The organism is Bremerella cremea, from assembly GCF_003335505.1.
Lineage (GTDB): Bacteria > Planctomycetota > Planctomycetia > Pirellulales > Pirellulaceae > Bremerella > Bremerella cremea_A.
Map to the genome: position 1 here is coordinate 1,403,149 of NZ_QPEX01000010.1, position 19,686 is coordinate 1,422,834.

The window sequence follows — 19,686 nt, forward strand, 5'->3', positions numbered from 1 at the left end:
GGGACCAACGGAATCCCCGGCAATCGTGGCATTACGGATCGATCGCTACTTGGATTCCTTGCGCAAACATCAACAAAAGCCCTTCATTACTCCATCGGACGAGTTGTCTTACCATGCTGGAACTGTGTAGCGTTAATCCCATCTCACAGCTACACTTAGTAGAGGTATTTAGGATCACAATGCGAGGGGGAGGTCAAGTTCGACGGCATGGCGAAGCGGCGCAAGGTTGACAAGCAGATGCTGCTGGATTTTGTGCATGGCAAGCTCGATGCTGCCATGGCCGAGAAAGTGGCTGCTTTTGTCGAGAAACACCCCAAGCTGCAAGACCGTGTCGCTACGCTTCGCCAGCAGATGCAAGAAGGCCAGCCTCGCCAGACGCAAACCGACGATGACAGCCCCGCAGAAAATAAGCCACCAAAGCCACGTACCCGCCGTGTTCGGTCGGCGCCTAAGGTAGAAATTCCTGCGGAGCTCGCCCAGTGCTCTGATTACGAGATTCTCAAGCATCTCGGTCAAGGTGGGATGGGGATCGTCTATCTGGCCAAGAATCTTGCGATGGGACGTCTTGAAGTAATCAAGGTTCTCAACTCAACCCTCTACGCCAAAGATTCCGCCAAGCAGCGTTTCGTTAACGAGATTCAATCAGGTGGTCGCCTGAATCATCCGACGATCGTGACGTTCTATCGTGTGGTGCCTCTCGATAATCACCTGGCATTCGCCATGGAGTATGTCGACGGATCGTGCCTGCAGCAATATATCAAAGCCAATCATCCCATATCGGTTGAAGTGGCTTGTGCGCTTGGTCAACAAATCGCGGCGGCTCTGCAGCATGCCCATGAGAACGGTCTGGTTCATCGCGACTTGAAGCCAGCCAATGTCATGGTCTTTCTGCAAGACGGCGAACTTCGAGTGAAAGTGCTCGACTTCGGTTTGGCCAAAGCCATGACAGAAGCGGCACCCAGTGGTTTGACCCGCGACGGTGCCACTTTGGGTACGCCGGAATACATGGCCCCAGAGCAAATCGTCAATGCGGCCAGCGCCGATATTCGCTCGGATATCTATAGCCTCGGCTGCACGCTTTATCACGTACTTACCGGCAGCCAACCTTTTGTAGGAACCTTGTACGAAGTGATGATGGCGCAAACTCAAAAGAATGCGCCTGCTGTGAACCTCGTTCGCCCGGATGTCCCTGAGGCACTAGCCGCCGTGGTAGCACGCATGATGGCGAAAGACCCGGCAGATCGCTTCCAAACTCCACGCGAGGTGCAGCAAACACTGCGGATGCTGGCAAACGGTATTCCTCCTCTGGCTCCTCCACCTAATCAAGAGGCATTTTTCGAGACGCCAGATTCCAGTCTCACCAGCGCGGCATCCATTGGCCCTATTTCCCAAAACGGTTCGAGCATTCTTTCTTTGAACGAAGAAAGCCAGTCTCCCGATTCCCACGCCCCCGAAGCCCTGCCGGTGCCTTCCCAGACGCGGCTTCGGGAAACAATGCCAAATCAACTCACTTCTTGGCCCCGGCGACTTTCAAGGAACGTGGCCAAGTACGCGATTCTTATTTCGCTGGCGTTTGTGCTGCTATTTGGTTGGTCGCTTTGGTCGTTATTCAAAAGTGCTCCGGCCGATGGTCTTTTAGTCGTGCGGAATCTTCCCCCGGACGCGCAAATCAAAGCCGACGGCAAACATCTTTCCCATGGTAAATACTCGAAGCCAAATGAGTTCCAGGCATCGCTTCCTCATGGGCAGCACCAAGTTGAAATATTGGTCAATGGAATCGTTGTTCAATCGAAAGAAGTTCTGCTTAAACAGGACATGGTAAGCGAGATCCACTATCAGCCTCCTCCAGACTTCATCCTGAACTCCCCTACCCTGCAAACCGATCGTCCAGACAACTCCGTTATTCCCAGTCGTCCAAGTATTCCAGATCAAATAGTGGCGAAGCAACCGTCTCCGCCGCAAGAAACGCCACCCCCTCCTCCTCGCATTCCTGCGGTAACCGAGATTGGCTCGTTCTATCCGTACCGTAAAATTGCCGCAGACCAGCCTGACAATTGGCATCCGCTGTTTGAAAATCGTCAGGTAACTCCCTCTCTGGCAAGTTTGCAACGCGACGACCAGCAAGGCATCCGCGTCAATCGCCTCAACGATTTGCTTGGCACAGCGGATACAGCCAAACGTTTGCTACTTTCCAATTCTCCCGTCACCAACGCCCACATACGCATACTTTATCGTCAGTTGACCGCTACCGGTAAAGCTTCGCTATTGGTGAATTGCCAATCCTTAGGTAACGGCAAGTTCAAAGGATACTCACTTCCAATTGCGGGCGATTCCGTTGGCTATGTGAACTTGCACCTTCCTTCAGATCCCACGGAAACCCCAATCGGCAAGTTTGCCCATTGGCAGATCTCGCGAAATAATTGGCACACGGTTGACCTAGTCATCCAAGGCAACAAGGCTCAATTTTGGCTTGACGGCAAAGCGACTTTCGCTTTTACCGACGTCAGTAGCCCACTGGGCAGAATTGGACTTTACCGAGAGCCTGGTATCGAGGTTCGCTCGCTTCGTTATCGCCCCTTAGACGGTTCTATCCGCTTTAACGGCATACCAAGTCAAGACTCTACCCGAGCTGCGCAACCGAGCAACAAACGTCCCACGCCAACCAATTCGGCGATGGACATTGCAACGAAGCCTAGCGATTCGGCAACAACCCAGCCAAGTTCAGATCCCTCTACCGATCTTGAGACGACGCCGCAAGCATTGATGATAGAACAGCAACTCAACGCGCGCATCGCATCGTACCACAACCAGTTGTCGTCCCATTTACGCTCGCTTGAAACCTATTTGAAACAAGAAGAAACCAAAGCAAATTCAAGCGGCGGTTCCGGGGGCATGCGTCGCACGGCAGAGCTCCTTCAATTTAGAGATAATTTTGCCTCCACTATGGTGGTCGATCCCAATGTCATGAGCCAACTTTCAAGCCCGCCGCCAGATGTGCCCCAATTGATTTCGGCCTGCGAAAACGCAATCGCCCAGTACAAGGTCATAGGCGCCGTCAATCGCGCCAATCGACTACGACAAGAGCTAGAGTATTTCAAAAATTACTACCCTGTACCGTTATTGGACGAACTGCTTGGCTCAGAGCTGGTCGAGAACGGCAGCTTTGAAACAACCGACGTGAATGGCGTTCCTCTTCCCTGGAAAGCAGCATCAGGGGATTGGGAGGTCGAGCCACATCAGCACCCTTCGGATCTTGGAAAGCGATATTTAATTGCCAACGGCACAAAGGATGGCGAGATATCTCAGATCATTGATTTTTCGAGAACTGCCATCACGTCCGATTACTTTCTGCTTAGCGGTATGCTGAAAAACGACGACCCGAAATATGTTCAAGCGAAATTACGCATTACCTACCTGAAAGATCGCGAAGGGCCAACAATTTTGGCCTATGAGAGTAGCCTTCCTCAGAACAACGCTTGGGCTCCTGTTGCCCTGCTTGTCCCCATTCCGCAATATGCTCGTTTCGCTCGGATTAGCTTGATTTCTGATCGGAAGAGAAGCTCGAAGTATTTTGCAAGATTTGACAATATCTCCTTCCGCCCCTTAACCAAGTAGCCAACCCACCAGAGTTTTGCCTGCCAGCAATCAGGCACCCGTAATACCTGTTCTTGCCAAAGATGCCTTCCATGAGTGACCTTCAAGATCGTCATACTTTGTTAGAATCGAACGACGACTCCGCGTCAGTTCCAGCACGAACTTCCAAGCGATCCCAGAATCAAACTCATCCCCCCGATGCCGAACTTTTCCGTCCCACACAACGTCCTCCAGTCTCGATTTTGACCGTCTGCGACGATGGCAAACGAAGTGGCGAGACGCTTCGCCTACGCGACAACGTATTCCAAATTGGGCGGACGGAGGGAGACCTTTGCCTTTCTCACGACGAACTTATCTCGTCACGCCACGTTTCGATTACCAGAGAATTCGTCGACAATCAGCACCGACTCAAGATTGCCGATCTGCAAAGCCGCAACGGTTTGTTCTTCAAAATCGTTAAGTCGAGGCTAGAAGATCAGGTTGAAGTGATCATCGGTGCCGGAAAGTACCGTTTTGAACTTCCCCCTGGCGTTCCTTCTCAGGCCTCTCCTCCCGAAATTACCTCAGGCGGCACCGTTTCCTTGGAATCGGCCACGGATGTCCAAGCCCCGGCCTGGGTCGAGCTCTTACCTGGTGGAAAGACCTCGACCACCTTGCTGGTAGAACCGGAATACTGGATCGGTCGAGGCAAAACGTGCCGTATTCGCCGCGAGAACGATGCTTTCGCCAGCCGCAAACATGCTTTATTGCTGCGTAGCGAGAGTGGTCGGTGGTCGATCAAAAATAATAAATCCGTTAACGGCGTTTGGCTACGCATGCCCCAGGCCACCCTCGCTCCCGGCCAACACTGCGAATTTCGGATCGGCGAGCAATTGTTTCACCTCAAATTTGGGGCCTGACAATTGTCTAGCGAGTTAGTGCCTCCCCCAATCGCACGGGCCTCTTAAATTACGCCTGCCAATACGGCGAATTGGGAAGTCACACGGTTAACTAGGCTGCCCAAAAAGCGGGTACGAGGTAAAATTCCATGATGGAATCTTGTACACCCTAAATCCCCAAAGTTCATGGCAGACAATTCCAACGTTCCAGAGGACTCCCCCCCTCCGGCAGAGAACCCCCAGCAAGGCAAGCCAGCGGAGCACGTCCCCTTTACGCTGACAGCGGATAAGGTGCGCAAATTCCCCACCACCTCTGGTGTCTATATCTTTAAAGACGATAAGGGACGCGTGATTTACGTGGGCAAGGCGAAGAACCTACGCTCGCGGGCGAGTTCCTATTTTCTGGCCGAAGCTGCGGTCGATCAGCGCACCGGCTATTGGGTGAACGAGATTGCCGATGCCGACTTCCTGGAGACCGAAAACGAGGTCGACGCCCTCCTGGCCGAATCACGGCTCATCAAAGATGTCCAGCCAAAATACAACAAGGAACAAAAAGACGACAAAACGTTCCCCTACCTGATGATCACCCAACGTGAGGACTTCCCACGGGTGGAGTTCACGCGGGAACCACGCGACAAGAACGCCAAGCTGTACGGTCCCTTCGCTAGTGCCAGTGCGCTGCGTGGAGCCATTCAAGTGCTGCAGCGTATTTTCAAATTTCGCACCTGCGACCTCGATATCGACGAAACGGATGAACGCTGGAAGTGGTTTCGCCCGTGCCTTCTCGCCAGCATCGATCAATGCACCGCGCCCTGTAACCTCAGGATCAGTAAAGAAGAATACCGCAAGGATATTCGTCGCCTGCAGATGTTTCTGGAAGGCAACGGGACGCGTCTGGTGAAGCAGCTCCAAGAAGAGATGCGAGAAGCCTCCAAAAACCTGGAATTCGAGAAAGCGGCCAAGTTACGCGACGAGATCACCATGCTCGACCGCCTCGACGAACGGGGCGAGTTGGAAACTCATGCCCAACCCGAGGTGTTTTATGTCGATCCCAAAAAGGGACTAGCTGGCCTGCGTAAAGTACTCGGCCTGACGACGACACCACGGACGATTGAAGGGGTCGACATTGCTCACCTCGGTGGCAGTGACACGGTAGCCAGCCTGGTGCAGTTTTTGGATGGCCTCCCTTTCAAGCCAGGTTATCGCCGCTTTAAGATTCGTGGCGTTGACGGCATAGACGACTTTCGCAGCATCCACGAAGTAGTCGCGCGGCGATTCAAACGCCTGAGTGACAATTCCGAGGTCTTCCCTGATATTCTCTTAATTGATGGTGGTAAAGGGCAACTTAACGCCGCCATGGCAGCTTTTCGCGATCTGCGGATTGAACCTCCTACGGTCATCTCGCTTGCCAAGCGAGACGAAGAAATTTATCGCCCCGGCGAAAGCGAACCAATTCGCTTGAGTCGACACTCATTTGCGTTGCGGTTACTGCAGTACGTTCGTGACGAATCTCACCGCTTCGCGCAGCACTACCACCATTTGCTGCGGGAAAAACGAACGTTCGATCGATAGCTTCAAGCGAAACGGTCGGCTAAACTCGGTAACCTGAACCTACCCAATTCGGCACGGAGGCAAGCGGCATGGCTCGCAACGAGCAACTCATTCGGCAGCACAAGATCTTGCAAATCCTTGAACGATATCGCTATGGTTGCCTCTTAGAAGAGATCCGCGATTCGCTAGTGGATGAATTGGGCCTCTCATCGCTGCACACGCGTACGGTGCGCCGTGATATCGAGTCGCTTCAATCGGCTGGTCTCGATATCGACGTCCACGATTCTGGCCGAGGGCGTGTCTGGAAACTTGGTTCCAGTGGCCGAGGCATGCACAAGATCACCGCGTCAGCGACCGAGTTGATCGCCCTTTCGCTGGGGCGCGACTTGCTGTTGCCTCTTTCTGGCACGCCGTTTTGGGTGGGTATTGAATCGTTTTGGACCAAGATTCAGGAACAGCTTCCTGAAACAACCTGGGACCACTATCGTAAATATCGCCAAGTGCTTTATGTCACCGGCTTGGCCGCGAAGAATTACTCGTCGCAGGAAGGTACCCTCAAAAACTTAAACCGAGCGATCCACCAGCATCGGGTTGTGGAAGTCGCCTACCAAAAACCTGGGCAACCTTCTCCCAATCAGCGCAGATTAGAGCCTTACGGAATCGTCTTCCACCAAGGGAGCATCTATATCGTGGCCGCTGCGAATGAACTTCCTCCAGACGATCCCAACCGAATCCGTCATTGGAAGCTCGATCGTTTCAAGAAGGCAGAAGTCACGGACGACTATTTCAAGCTTCCCAAAGACTTCGACCTCGAAAAACACCTGGGAGGTTCGATCGGGATTTTTGCGGCCCACAAGCCGATGGACTTTAAAATCAAGATCTCGGCGATCGCCGCCAACTGGGTTATTGAAGACCCTTGGCACCCAGAACAATTGGTTGAACCTCAGGATGATGGTTCCATTGTTCTGACCGTAAAGGCTGCGCATGAGCTCGAAATTATCCCTCGCGTGTTAGCCTTAGGCCCGGAAGCGGAAGTCCTGGCCCCCAAATCGACGCGAGAAGCGATCAAGGCCCGCGTGCTGAAAATGGCCGAAGTCTACGAGAAACGCTGATTTGGCCCGCGCCACGTTACGAAGCCTTGGGCATCGGCAGGGACCAACGCGTGGCTAGGCAATATTGGTTGATTGTAAACGTAAACCATCGCAGAAATCGGCTGTCCGTCTAACGTTTCACACTCGATCACCTCGCGCGAATAAAGCGACGGGTAGCCTTCCACCTCGTCCAATACTTCCAATATTCTCGCTTCTTGACTGGCCGGGAACAACCAAATTTCCCCCAGCACCCGCGTTTCCCCTTCCAGCTTCAAACCAGGGTAGTCGGCCACTTCCCAGAGAGAGCCAGGGATCGATCCTCGCAGGACCGCAAGTGGTCGGGCAGGCCAATGCTTCTCGCGGACTTCCCCACGTTTTAGCGTTCCATAGGCAAAAAAAGCGACGACTTCGTCAGGCATTTTCAAACAAGCTCGGCGTTGAGGATTTCGGGGAAGACTTCTTACGCGATGGCTTTGCTTTGGGCGGCTCCGCTATTGCCGCTTCACCATCGAGGAAGTGAATTTGGTTTTCACCTTTCAGGGATTGTACCTTGGCCACAAGTGGTTGATGACAGGTCAGCAGAATGATTTGAATCTCCGGATCAAAATCGGCCAGCACCTTAAGCGTCGCCACCTGACGTTCGTCGTCGAAATTAACCAGAATGTCATCCATCAATACCGGCAACGGCTCTGCCCCTTGGCAGTAGTGACGGATATAGGCCAAACGGATTGCCAAGTAAAGCTGCTCACGCGTGCCGGTGCTTAGTTGGGAAGGTTTCTTGCGAATCTCGCCCGGCCCCAACAGCAGCAAGCCACCTTCCTGCTCTAGATCGTGTTCCACTTTCACATAGCGTCCTTCGGTCATTTGCTGTAGCAGATCGCTAATCGACGCTAACAGCTGCCCCGAGTTTTCCTCGCGAAACGCCTTCATCGCCCGCCCAAGCATCTCTTTGGCGATTAAAAGAGGGCCTAGTCGATCAAGGCAGTCGGAAAGATCGGCCTGCAGCGATTCGATCTTCCCCTGAGCGATCACCGCTCGGCTCGAAAGATCGACTTCTCGTAAACGCGAATTAAGCTCGCCCAGTTGTTGGTTTGCTTCGGCCAGGTTGTCTTGAATGCTGGCGAATTGCTGCGTGATTTCTGTTAAGTCCAGTTCTAATTGATCGCGATCAAGCTGCGATAAAGCTTCCAAGAAAGGCACCGACTCTTCCGATTGACGTACCAACGCCAGTTCGTTTTCTTTCGTCGCGATTTCGCTTTCGATCTTCTGACGAGCACGCACCAACTGCGAGACGTTTTCCAGCTCGTCGTCGCTGTCGACGGCAACTTGTTTGCGCCACTTCGCCAGCCGGGCTTCTAGTTCAGCATGCTCAGCCTGACGGCTATCGCGGGTTTGAGAAGTGACCTGGCGCTCGAACTCCAGTTCCTTCCGTCGTGCGTGTCGCGTTTCTGCTTCGGTCAATAATGCTCCCAGTCGTTCGGCCGCATGTTCTGGTGGCATATCCTCGAGTGCTTCGCCCGTGGCCGTCAGAACCGTTTGAACTTGTTGCTGGAACTCGTCTAGTCCCTGCTGCTTGTCGTGGATCCGCTGCTCCAGTTTCGCCGCACTGACCAAACGCCCTTGAACCTCGTCGATGGCCTGAATTAAGTCGCTGGCCATTTCCACATTGACCTCGCCTAACGTTTGAAAGACGACCAGAATTTCTCGTGCGCGGGTTTCAATTTCAGCCAATTGCTGCTTCCGCTTCTCTTGAGATTGGTGGGACGAACGCTGCTGCTCTTCCAGCGATTGGATACGAATCTTGAACTCGGTCTGTTTCTCTCGCTGGCTTTCCGCTTCTCGCAAAAAAGAATCGATCCAACTTAACATTTCGGTGGTGGAAATGTGCTCTGAGAGCTCATCCGTTTCCCTTAGCAGCGTAGTAGTCGCTTCGATCCGTTGATCGAGTGGACTCAGATCGATTCGCTTTCGCTTGATTTCGGCATTGATTTGTACCAGTTCTAAATAGGCCAATCGCCAAGCGTGCATCTCACGCGGAGATTTTGGTCGGATGCCGCATGGTTTCCACTCGCTCTCCCATGCTTCTAATAATGTTTGTCGCTTCTCATCCAGTTCTTTGGCGTAACATTGCCGGGCTGTGAAACGCTCTTCCAGCATAGCTATCTGGCCCACAATCGCTTGATGCTCGGCCAACAATTGTGCGTTGCGGTAGCGTTGATCGGCCATGTCATCCGATAGGTGCACTTGTCCTGCGAATGAATCGGCTTGCGGCTGCAACTCCTCAGGTGAAGGCTTCTCGCTTTCTTCCAGCAAAATTCGTCGCAACGATTCCCACGAAGCATCGCGTTCGCTCCGACTTTTTTCTAGTGCCTCCAGGGTAACCAGGTCGGCACCTTGTTCTAATCGCCGCAATTCATCTCGTTTGGCGACAAGCTCCTCGTTGGCTTCGCGCACCGTTCGTGCGGCACTGCGCACCTCTTCCGCCAACGCTTGCAACTCTTGATCATATTTTGTGATCGTCGGTTCTAAGGGAATCGGCAGCGTGGTTTCCGTATCCAGTTTCCCCTCTAACAGCACTTCGACACTGGCAGAGCGTTGCGACAACTTTAGTTTCAAGTCAGAAATCGCCGCATCAAGTTCCGCCTTTCGTTTAATCGCATCGGCGAGCGACTGGCGGCTTGAGCGGAGCCGTTCAACCAACTCCAGCGACTTCACTGGAACCTCGGTCAACGCCGCTTTCATTTCGCGAACTTCACGCTCCACACGTTCCAATTCCGGAGTTTGAGACTCAAGTTCGGTTTGCACTTTCTGCCTTTTACGAGCCAACTGCTGAATGCTATTTCGATCGGCAAATGTGAGCTCGAACTGATCGATCTGGTCAAGCTGCAGCTTCGGATCAATCCTCCGCAAAATACGCGTTGCTTCGTTCAGGTCTTGTTCGCGTTCCTGCTGACGAATCGGAATATCACGACGATATCCGCGAATCTCTTTGATCCCGTAGACGAGCGAGCGTATTGCCTCGCTCGATTCGATCAACGCTTGGTTGAATTGAATCTCGCCAACCTCTTTTTCCATCCGAGCCAGATCGCGCGATAGGTCGTCGATCTCGGATGTTAGCTTTTTGGCTTGGCTGCGTGTTTGTGTGAGCTCTTGCAAGGCGTCAGCCGGAAATGAACTGGGAGCGTCCAGTTTTTCCAATTGCTGCTGTTTGGTTTGCAGTTCAATCCATAGCGGATAGGCACGTTTCAAGCGGTCGAGATGTTGCTGACGACGAAAGGCTTCATCGCGCATCGTTTGCAAACGGGTCAGTTCGTCTTCACAGCGTTCGGCTTGCGTAAGCCACTCTTCATATTCGGCAGGGCGAAGCGAGGAATCCTTTAGTTCCTGCTTGAGTCCTTTAATCTCGGTTAGAATGCTGTTGATCTGCTGTTTTTGGCCCCGACTCTTAAAAAGGTTTTCTGCTTCTTCATCAATATTTTTGATAAGCTGTTTGTAGTCATGCAGTCTGCCGAGCCCCCCTCCAAACAGTGCTTCGTCGAGGTTCGCTTCTTTCAGGCTATCTTCTCCGGTGGCTAACTCTTGCAGCGAGAAGCCAAAGACATGCTGGTACATCTGCTGGTCGGCACCACTAAGCAGCTCCCACCAACGCCCTTCATCAATCGTTTCATCGCTGGCCGGAAACCTTCCACTTAATGTGTTTTTGTTTCCTTGCCGTCGCACGATTTCCAGCTCTGTCCCATCCTTCAGCCCAAGCAGGGCCGTGGCGAGCATCTTTTTTGATTTCGCCTCCGGAGCAAACGGGTTGCTGCCAGCGTGTGTGAAACCAAACAACAGCTCGCGCACCGCTTGAAGCAGTGTTGACTTGCCCGCTTCATTCCGGCCATAGACTAGCTGTAGCCCCTTCTCGGCGAACGGAAAGGACTGGTCCGCATGGATACCAAAGTTATTGAGATCAAGTCGACGTAATTTCACGATTCTTGTGCCCCCAGGCGGCTACGCAGAAGTTGCTTGGCGGCTTCCATCCATTGTGGCATCCGCTGCTCTAAGGTGCCTTCTTCACTTAAATTGATGTGAGCTGCGGTAACTTTATCCAGCACCGGTTTAACCAAGTCTTGCATTTGCTGAGTTGCTTCCGAGCTGACTTGTACTTGCTCGAACTGCTGCGCGATTGCCTGCCACAGTTCATGGGCATCGCGAGCTGTTGCCTCGCTGGCAGGGCGTGTCTCGAAACGGATTTTCTCGATCCACACTTCATCGTCTACCGATTCGGCAGCGGCGAAAATCTGTTGATGAATTTCCGCCCGGCGAATCAAGTCCGAAAGTTCCTCGTGAACCTTGCTCGCCCCTTGAAACGTTAGGCGAAATGCAGAACTCAAACCGGCGTGCCGAGCATGCTGAGCCTGAATTGCCTGGCCAGCTTTTGCCAGGACGGCATCCAGCGACTTGTCTTCCGATACATCGACAATCAGTTCCTGCCACCGGAGGGTGTCGGTTGGGTGAAAGGTGACTCCTTTAAGCGTCTCACCCTCGATTTCACCAATCAAACACCCTTTGTCGCCAGCTTCGCGAATATGTCGTCCTTGAGGGTTGCCGCTGTAAGTGACGTACGGCTCCACGCAAAGTGGCTCGGCGTTACGCAAGTGAATGTGCCCCAGCCCCCAGTAGTCGTACGCTTTGCTCTTCAGCACTTCCAGCGAAGTTGGAGCGTACGTGTCATGCTGCTCGCTTCCGGTCAAACTGGTATGCAGCATGCCAATGTTGAACATCCCTGGCACTCGGGCCGGATAGCGTGCCGCCAGATCGAGCTCGACTTTCTGATCGGCAAAACCTTGGCCATGAATGGCAACGCCATAGTCTTCTAAGATAATGGTATCGGGCTTGTCGTGCGAAAGTTCCACCACATTGTCCGGCCAGCGGATCTTGCGTTGAATCTGGCTAACCGCGTCGTGATTACCTCGAATGTAATAAACACCGATGCCTGCTTCGTCCAAGCGACGAAACTGCCCAGCCGCCCATTGCCCCGAGTGCATATCTTTCCACTCGCCGTCAAACAGATCGCCAGCGATCAACACGAAGGCCACTTTTTCTTTCAACGCCAAATCGATGATACGTTCGAGCGCCGTCCGGGTAGCACGCTGCACGGTTCGCATCATGGTCTCGTCACGCAGCGCCAAGCCACGCAACGGGCTATCGATATGCAAGTCGGCTGTGTGTAAGAATTTAGTCATGAGATCGAATCTTCCAGCCAAGTGACAACTCGGGGACCATGCACGAAAAACAAGGTACCGCGAATCGAGGTCAACGGGAGTTGAAACATTTTCGCAACCGCTCGGCGATAGCAGTCGATTTGCGGGCGATAATGTGTAAGTTTTTCGGTGAGTGTTTCTTCGTTATCAAACTGATCGGTTTTAAAGTCTATCACGTCGGCAGCGATCAGTTTGCCATTTTGAAGCACCAGGGCAAGGCGATCGATCGAGCCCCGCAACACGCCTCCCTCGTGCGTAATCGCGAAGGGAAATTCACAGCGAATCGTAACCTCAGACTTCGGTGACGCATTGGGCCACCAAGGATTCGCTTCGTAAGCTTCTTGTGCCAACAGGCGAACCGCTTCCTTCGATTTCAAAATTATCTCGAATTGGCGAAACGCGTTTTCATACGGAAACTCGCCCAGCAGGGTTCGCGCCGAGGCAATCATTTGGGCCCGATCAACCTGTAGTTGCTCTAACCACGAAATGGACTCGAACCAATGGTGCATCGCCGAACCGTAGTGCATACCCGTGGAATTCGTCTCGCTATTGAGCAAATCTTTAACGCGACGCAGGCGACCTCCTTCCAAGGAGGAAGGGGCGACAAACTCGCCCAGGGCGGAATGATCTGCCGCTTGCAAAACAATGGGAAGACGCGTTTCACTGGCCGAAGCGGGTTCATCCTCTGTGGCGATATCCTGCTCAACGTGTTGATACCAATCGGGGGAACCGCTTGTGTAAACAAGTTGCTGTTCGAGAGGATACGGCGTATTGCTCAGCCCATTAAGCACAATCCCGGCAAAAGATTTGGCCGGGCCATCGCCACCAGACTTGGGCTGTGGCCGTGGCTGAATGACCATGTGCAACGAGTGGACCGCGCGCGTCAGAGCGACATACAACACGCACAACGCCTCGACAACATTCTTTTGCTGGGTCTGCTCGAACATCTCCTGGATCGGCTGGGGCAACAACTGTCGCAAATTCTCGGAAATGTAATGCGTTACGCCACGAATCGGGCCGATTTGTGCTTCTCGTTCCAAAACGAAGCTATCTGCCTGAGGAGGAATTCGATTGTCGAGTTCCGGCAGAAAGACCGCGTCGAACTCTAGCCCTTTCGACTGATGCACGTTCATCACACGCACCGCAGCGCTCGACGAATCGCCTACCCGCTGCGACTCGATAAAACGTACAAAGTCTTGGGGGCGAAGCGTCGCTTTCGTTTGATAAGCAAACGCCAGACGTTGCAATTGCTCTAGCCGTCGTTGCTCGCGGGGAGAGCATTGCTCTTGAAGTAGCTTCGCCCAACGTCCGATGGCCGCCCCATAGCCTTCGACGAGCAGTTCATTACGTAAACGGTTAGCGCTCGTTTCCCAGTTATCGGCAGGCTTTCCTTGCGATTCAAACAAGGCAGCTAAAGGGGATTTCAGTACATGAAACCGGGCAGCGGAGTTACCAGGGTGATCGATGCATTCTAAGAGCGATAGCATCAATTGAACGGCAGCCGAGTCGGTTAGTGGGTTACCTCCCTCTTCACTCGCCATGATATTTCGCTGACGCAGCAGATAAATCATGGAGGCGATGGTGGCGTTACGTCGAACCAGAACGCCGATGGTGACGTGGGGCGCCTTCTCCGCTAACTCGGCCACCAGATCGGCCGTGCGTCGCAACACCATCTCTTCGCTCGGCTTGCCTTCAATATCTAGGGCCGCCGTTTCCAGCGTGACATGTCCAGGCAACTCGGTGCGCGCCGTTTCATGATCGTGAAAGAATCGCAACCAATGATCGATGCCGGAACGCATCTTGCCGGCTGCTGGAAAATCTTTGAGCCGACCAAAGATGGCATTCACTGTTTCCATGATGATGGGGGAAGAACGATAGCTTCGATCCATATCGACTGAATCGATCCCAGGAAGCGTATTCTCGACCGCATCGAAAATCTCTGCGACTCCGCCCCGCCAAGCATAGATGGCCTGCTTCATATCGCCTACGCACAACAGAGATCGATCTTGCGGCTGCTGGGCAATTTTCTGGGCAACGGGGCGAATGACCTCCCATTGGGTCGGCGAAGTATCTTGAAACTCATCCAGCAGCAAGTGTTCGATTTTACGATCGAGGCGAAACTGATTTTGAATCTCGGAATTCGTCTCTAAAGCGTCGCTCAATTTCCGGGTAACGTCTTCAAAGCGGTACCCGCGTCGCTGCCACTTGAGCCGTTCGTATTGTTCATGAAACCTAGCCAACAATTGATACGCACCCCGGTTTTGATCGACCGTTCGTCCGATCAAAATGCTTTGCACGTAGCGAATCAAGACTTGATAAACTTGGGTAACTTCTTCCGGGATTGGCTTGCGGCTGTAAACCTCTTCGCCTGCGAGAACCTTGGGGGTAAGTCCTGTATCGAAGAATTTTGGCCAGTTCGCCCCCCGAAATCGTTCGACGTCGGCAACGATTGCTTTCTTGAGTGCCTTGGCATCCGTTTCATAGCTATCCAGAAACGTAATTGCGTCTTCGACATCCTTGGCCTGAGGTGCGGCCGAGACGGTGAGAACTTGCCACGACGCTTCGTTCGACTCAAGAAAAATTCCGTAAAGGTCGTTTACCAGGTTCATCACCAGCCGCGAGACGCTTCGCTCCGAGCTACCTTTGCTTAGCAAATGCAACAATTGCACGACTTCGTTGGTCTCGGGATGCGCCAGGACACGATTGACCGCTTCCATCCGCAAGCGTTGGTCGTCGACATCGTCAAGGATGTTCCAATCAGGCGGCAAGCCTAACTCGAAGCTAAAACACTGAGCCAAGCGAATGAAGTGGCTATCGAGTGTCTTCACTTGCAAGCGGTGCATTTGCTGCGGAATTTGACGCAGGGCCTGCAAGCATTCGCTTTGTGTGATCGGTTTTCCTTCGATCGACACGTTTAGTTCCGCCAGTTTTTTGGGACTTGCCGCGGCATCGGCCAGACGCATCATGATGCGATCTAAAATCTCTCCTGCCGCTTTACGCGTAAACGTGGTAGCCAATATTTCATCGGGTCGACCACTATGAGCCACGATGCCAAGATAGCGGCTGGAAAGGCGATACGTCTTACCGCTACCCGCCGAAGCCCGAATAAGCGTGTTGGGAAAGGGAGTAGTAACGCTCATTGGGTCGCCTCCCATTTTCCGAGAACCGTGTCTTGGCAGATACGCGAAAATTCGTCGACATATTGCATTTCGGCTGGTGGAAAGAAGTTCCCTGCTCGGATGTTACGAATGGCATTTACGATGGTGGCATCCGCCTCGTCCAAGTCGTCTTCGTTCCATTTGGCCACCCGAAAGCGAACTTCTTCGCCCAGCTTGGGGAGCGTGATATAGCCGAGCGAAACCGGCCCACGGACTCCGACCGCTTTAACCAAGTGGCGATAGAACGGCAATTGAACGCCGGTCCAAACTTTTTCATTCCGGGGCCCTGTTTGATGATCTTTCTCCGGATCGCCCACGCTATCTCCGGTTTTGTAATCCCACACGGCCCATTCACCCGTTTCTAGGTTTTGGTCGATTCGATCGATCCGCCCTTCTAATTCGATTTCATCCTGGTCGACCTCAATCGTAGGATAGGGACTTTCGATTTCGACTTCGGTTCGCTTAATCACCCACCCCTCTTGGCGATGCCTGGCTTGTCCTGTGGCAAAAGCACGCAATCGCAGACGCAATTGTTCGATCTGAAGTTTAATCGTGGCCAGCGGATTCTTGCCGTAACGCTGCTCCGCCACATCACTCAGCGTATCTGAAAGGAACTCAAGAATCCGCTTCTCATCCGTCGAGTCTTTTACATCACCGACGCCGAACTCTTGAAGCGTATCATGAGCCAAATTTCCAAATGCTCCGCCATCGAGTTCGGTCGCCCAGTCGTCGTCTCCCTGCAGACCGGCGACATATTTCAAATAGAAACGATAAGGACACTTCAAGTACTGATTGATGCGTGTCGCCGAAAAACGATCCCAAGCTGGCATCTCTAGCCCACCAGGCACAGGAATTGGAATCCTCTGCCGATGGTCACTTTGCTCAACAGCAAGCGACTTCGCACTATTTTGCGGTGGCTGGGCCGTACCGAAAAACTTTTGCACGCGCTGCGGCAGGTCTTCGGAATCGCCGGTGAACAACAACCGGCTAGGGGCCAAGGGATCACCGTCCGCATTGCGTTTCGGTACGATCCAAGCGGCTACTTTGCGGGTGTGCTGAATGACCTGAACTTGGTAAGCATCGCGTGCGTAACGCAGCGAATCATCTTCTAAGCCGAGCAGTTTTCGCAGTGTGTTGGGCAAAAACAAATCAGCGGAATTTGAGCTAGGGATTAAGCCGTCGCAAAAGCTTGTCACCACGCACACCGGGGCATCCATCAATGGCAATTCCAGCCAGCCGAGAACTTCGATGGCCTGCTCGTCATGCTCGGCAGGAACCATCACCGAGGACAGTTGATTGCGTAGAACTCGCAACATGTCGGCGGAACCACATGGCAACGAAAGAGACTCTGGAATTTCGCTCCATGCAGCCAAAGCATCGTTAATCGCCGACAAGGGGCGAGCCACGCGCAAGTTATCGCTCGAATCGAGATCGATCATCCGCTCGCCGTAGATCGTCAGCAGCAGTTGACGCACGCGTTCGGCCCACTCGGTCAGCGGAAGATTGGCATTGGCGAACGGTGACGTCAACTCAGACAACTTGGCCACGGCCTCAGCCAGTTGCTCGTCGCTCATCTTGCTGCTCACTTCATCTGGCAAACGATCGTTAAACCAAGCATCAAGCTGTTCGATCCCTGGCTGCGAGAACTTCAAATGGTCGAACAAATCCGGGTGCCGGACCGATGCGGCCAGGGCTTGGTACTTATGCGTTTGCGAAAGTTCGCCGACACATTCCAGCAAGCGAAACGGGAGCGTACCGGTGACCGTTTCGCCGGGACCATAACGACAGGTGAGACCATGCTGCTGGAATACTCGTTGGATCTCTCCCAATAAAGATTCTTCTGGCAAGCCAATAATGATGTCTTTCGCAGAATAATCGCGAGCAACTTGAGCTATCGTTCCTGCGGCCTGATCGGCCTGCTGGGTAGGGCCATCGACAATCGCAATCGACTGCCAATCAAGATCGATTGCCTCGTCCGACCACGCATCGGCAACCAAGCAGCCGTGCTCGTCAAAATGATCTGCCCAGGCATCAGGGGCCCCAATCAAGGCGGTAATTTTTCCTTGTTTTGCCGTTACCTGGTCAAGCATCTGGCGTGTCACACGATTCAAATCGACCGTGCCCAGCAACACAATATGCTGATCACAGTGGCACTCGTTATGCTTTACCGCATACAGCCGGGCCGATTGCTTATCCCAGATTTCTAAGGCATCAAGCCGTTGAAGATACGCCGCTTGCAGCTTGGCCAGCACGTTCCAGCGGGCTTGCTCGGTGAACCCTTCAAGAGACTGCGCCTTATGGGCGACCTCGGCAAAGTCAAAAGCATTCGAGATCAACTCGCGATAGACCTTTCGCACGGCATCGCCAAAATCTCGCCAGCTGGCATAGTCGCTTGTCTCAGGAGGGTGCGGAATCAGCGGGGCCAGTTCCGCAGGCGAGACACTTCGCAGCGTCTCGCCCCAGGCAAATTGCTGGGTCAGCTCCGAAGCAAACGGAAACTGCGCATCGTAAAGATGTTCCGGCAGAAGCCCGACCGTGATTACCTTAGGCGGAATAAGCGAGCGTCCCCCCTCTTCGACCTGTTGAACCAATAGCTCTTGCAGCCGTCGACTAGCCAACCCGCCTGGTACCACAATCAAGCAGCCAGATAGGTCAACCAAAGGAAGCTCGTCAGAAACAACCGCCAACGTGCGGATCAGCCAAGCAGCTGCCGACGGTAAGATGGGGTGATCCCAAGATAAAAATTCACGTGTAATTGCCATCAGGCCGTCCGTGGAGAAGGTCTTGTCCATGCTACCCGTAGGATACAGCTCCTCGCGACGCAGGAGAAGTCACCTAAAGCGGCGGCAGCAGAAAGCTCAGCCTCTCAAGCGGACGTGACACGTTTGGTCACTCGGCCATGCGAACTGGAGTGGATCGCGGTAAGACCTCGTCGTAAACGGTCGCCACCCCCCGAGCCATAGCAACATCGGAAAAGGACTCGGCATGTCGTGCCAGGGCGTTTCGGCGAATCTCACGCCAATCGACTTTGCCGATCAGAACAGCCTCGATTTTTTGCGCCAAGTTCTGAGCGTCGTTCGGCTTGGCGATCATGCCACTCTCACCGTCGACAATTGCTTCCGTGACACCTTCCACATCGGTTGCCATCACGGGAACTCCGGCTGCCATCGCTTCCAAGACCACCATGGGCAGCCCTTCCCCGAACAGGCTAGGCAAGACAAACAAATCCATCTTTGCGAACTCTGCGTTCACATCCTGGGTAAAACCGACCCACTCGATCGCACCTGCCAGATTCAGCTTGGCAACTAGCTCTTGAATTTTCTGCTCGTAGTCAACCGTCTCGAAACGCCCGACCGCACGAAGACAAACGGGCTGGCCAGCTTGGCGTAGTTCGGCAATCGCTTCGAGCAAGACTTCCAACCCCTTGCGTGGGCGAAAGAGGGCTACCGTTCCTAAGGTCCAGTTTCCAACAGGAAGCTCGCGTTCAGGCACGTTGGCAAGTTGAGGGACACCGTTATGAACCACTGCCAGGCGGTTATCAGCGACTCCCATCGACTTCATGTGGGCAGCCAAGCTATTAGAGACACAAATCAGCTTATTCGCCCGCGCCACGGAAACCTGTTCGATCCGCTGGTTGAACCAGTTTCGCCATCGATTCGTCGAGTCACGCGAAGTCGGACTGTGGACATGATAAATGAAAGGAACATTCGCCAGATAGGCGGCCCCCATACCAATCATCGCAGTCCGCGGCGTATGGGCATGGACGATTTGAAACTGTTCTTTTTTTACAAGGTCAGCCAACGCTTTGGATTGCCACAAATCGAAGCGATGGCGCATCGGCATATCGTAAATCGCCCCGACACTCGCCGAGCGAGCCTGGGCGAACTGACCTGGCTTGACGCAAACAAAACTCACGTCGTAGCCAAATTGAGGCAAGCACTTGCCCAACAGATCCTGGACGCGTTCCGCCCCGGAATAGAACTCGCCATTGATCACATGCGCCACTTTTGCCAAGGAGCGCCGCGTGCTCTCAGTGTTATCGGTTTCTTGTTGCTCGTTCGGTGGGGAAAGCATGGCATTAGACATGATAGGCTCGTCGTTTGAATGGAATTTATCAAACGTACGTTCCCCCTAACAAACCAGCGCAGTTCATTCCTTCCCAAGCCGA

At 53.4% G+C, this 19,686-nt stretch carries 10 protein-coding genes; 4 read left to right on the plus strand and 6 right to left on the minus strand.

Features of this window, described 5'->3' with window-relative positions; genetic code table 11:
* The first annotated feature begins 237 nt into the window (after positions 1-237).
* From DTL42_RS06760 to DTL42_RS06775, 4 genes are all read left to right on the plus strand, one after another.
* Positions 238-3,615, plus strand: coding sequence for a serine/threonine-protein kinase (locus DTL42_RS06760; RefSeq protein ID WP_158545263.1), 3,378 nt, complete (start codon positions 238-240; stop codon positions 3,613-3,615).
* A gap of 71 nt (positions 3,616-3,686) precedes the next feature.
* The gene (locus DTL42_RS06765; RefSeq protein ID WP_158545264.1) at positions 3,687-4,493 is read left to right on the plus strand and encodes an FHA domain-containing protein; all 807 of its coding nucleotides are present in this window, start codon (positions 3,687-3,689) and stop codon (positions 4,491-4,493) included.
* A gap of 165 nt (positions 4,494-4,658) precedes the next feature.
* Positions 4,659-6,044, plus strand: coding sequence for an excinuclease ABC subunit UvrC (locus DTL42_RS06770; RefSeq protein ID WP_199590036.1), 1,386 nt, complete (start codon positions 4,659-4,661; stop codon positions 6,042-6,044).
* Between the two features lie 68 nt (positions 6,045-6,112).
* Positions 6,113-7,135 (plus strand): helix-turn-helix transcriptional regulator, encoded by a 1,023-nt coding sequence (locus tag DTL42_RS06775; RefSeq protein ID WP_114367880.1) that lies wholly within the window; start codon positions 6,113-6,115, stop codon positions 7,133-7,135.
* Here DTL42_RS06775 and DTL42_RS06780 read toward each other — a convergent pair.
* The 6 genes from DTL42_RS06780 to DTL42_RS06805 all read right to left on the minus strand — a co-directional run bounded on the left by DTL42_RS06780 (position 7,120) and on the right by DTL42_RS06805 (position 19,604).
* A complete protein-coding gene (locus DTL42_RS06780; protein ID WP_114367881.1) occupies positions 7,120-7,533 on the minus strand; it encodes a gamma-glutamylcyclotransferase family protein in 414 nt (137 codons plus the stop codon). The genes DTL42_RS06775 and DTL42_RS06780 overlap by 16 nt on opposite strands.
* Entirely contained in the window at positions 7,526-11,086 is a 3,561-nt protein-coding gene (locus tag DTL42_RS06785; RefSeq protein WP_158545265.1) for an AAA family ATPase, read from the minus strand. The genes DTL42_RS06780 and DTL42_RS06785 overlap by 8 nt, the downstream gene beginning before the upstream one ends.
* Positions 11,083-12,342 (minus strand): metallophosphoesterase family protein, encoded by a 1,260-nt coding sequence (locus tag DTL42_RS06790; RefSeq protein WP_114367883.1) that lies wholly within the window; start codon positions 12,340-12,342, stop codon positions 11,083-11,085. Before DTL42_RS06790 ends, DTL42_RS06785 begins: the two co-directional genes overlap by 4 nt.
* A complete protein-coding gene (locus DTL42_RS06795) occupies positions 12,339-15,500 on the minus strand; it encodes a UvrD-helicase domain-containing protein (RefSeq protein WP_158545266.1) in 3,162 nt (1,053 codons plus the stop codon). The genes DTL42_RS06790 and DTL42_RS06795 overlap by 4 nt, the downstream gene beginning before the upstream one ends.
* Positions 15,497-18,280 carry a PD-(D/E)XK nuclease family protein gene (locus tag DTL42_RS06800; protein ID WP_158545267.1) on the minus strand — a complete coding sequence of 928 codons (2,784 nt, stop codon included), beginning with the start codon at positions 18,278-18,280 and terminating at the stop codon, positions 15,497-15,499. The genes DTL42_RS06795 and DTL42_RS06800 overlap by 4 nt, the downstream gene beginning before the upstream one ends.
* Positions 18,281-18,407: 127 nt before the next feature.
* Positions 18,408-19,604, minus strand: coding sequence for a glycosyltransferase (locus DTL42_RS06805; RefSeq protein ID WP_199590038.1), 1,197 nt, complete (start codon positions 19,602-19,604; stop codon positions 18,408-18,410).
* Positions 19,605-19,686 lie beyond the last annotated feature (82 nt).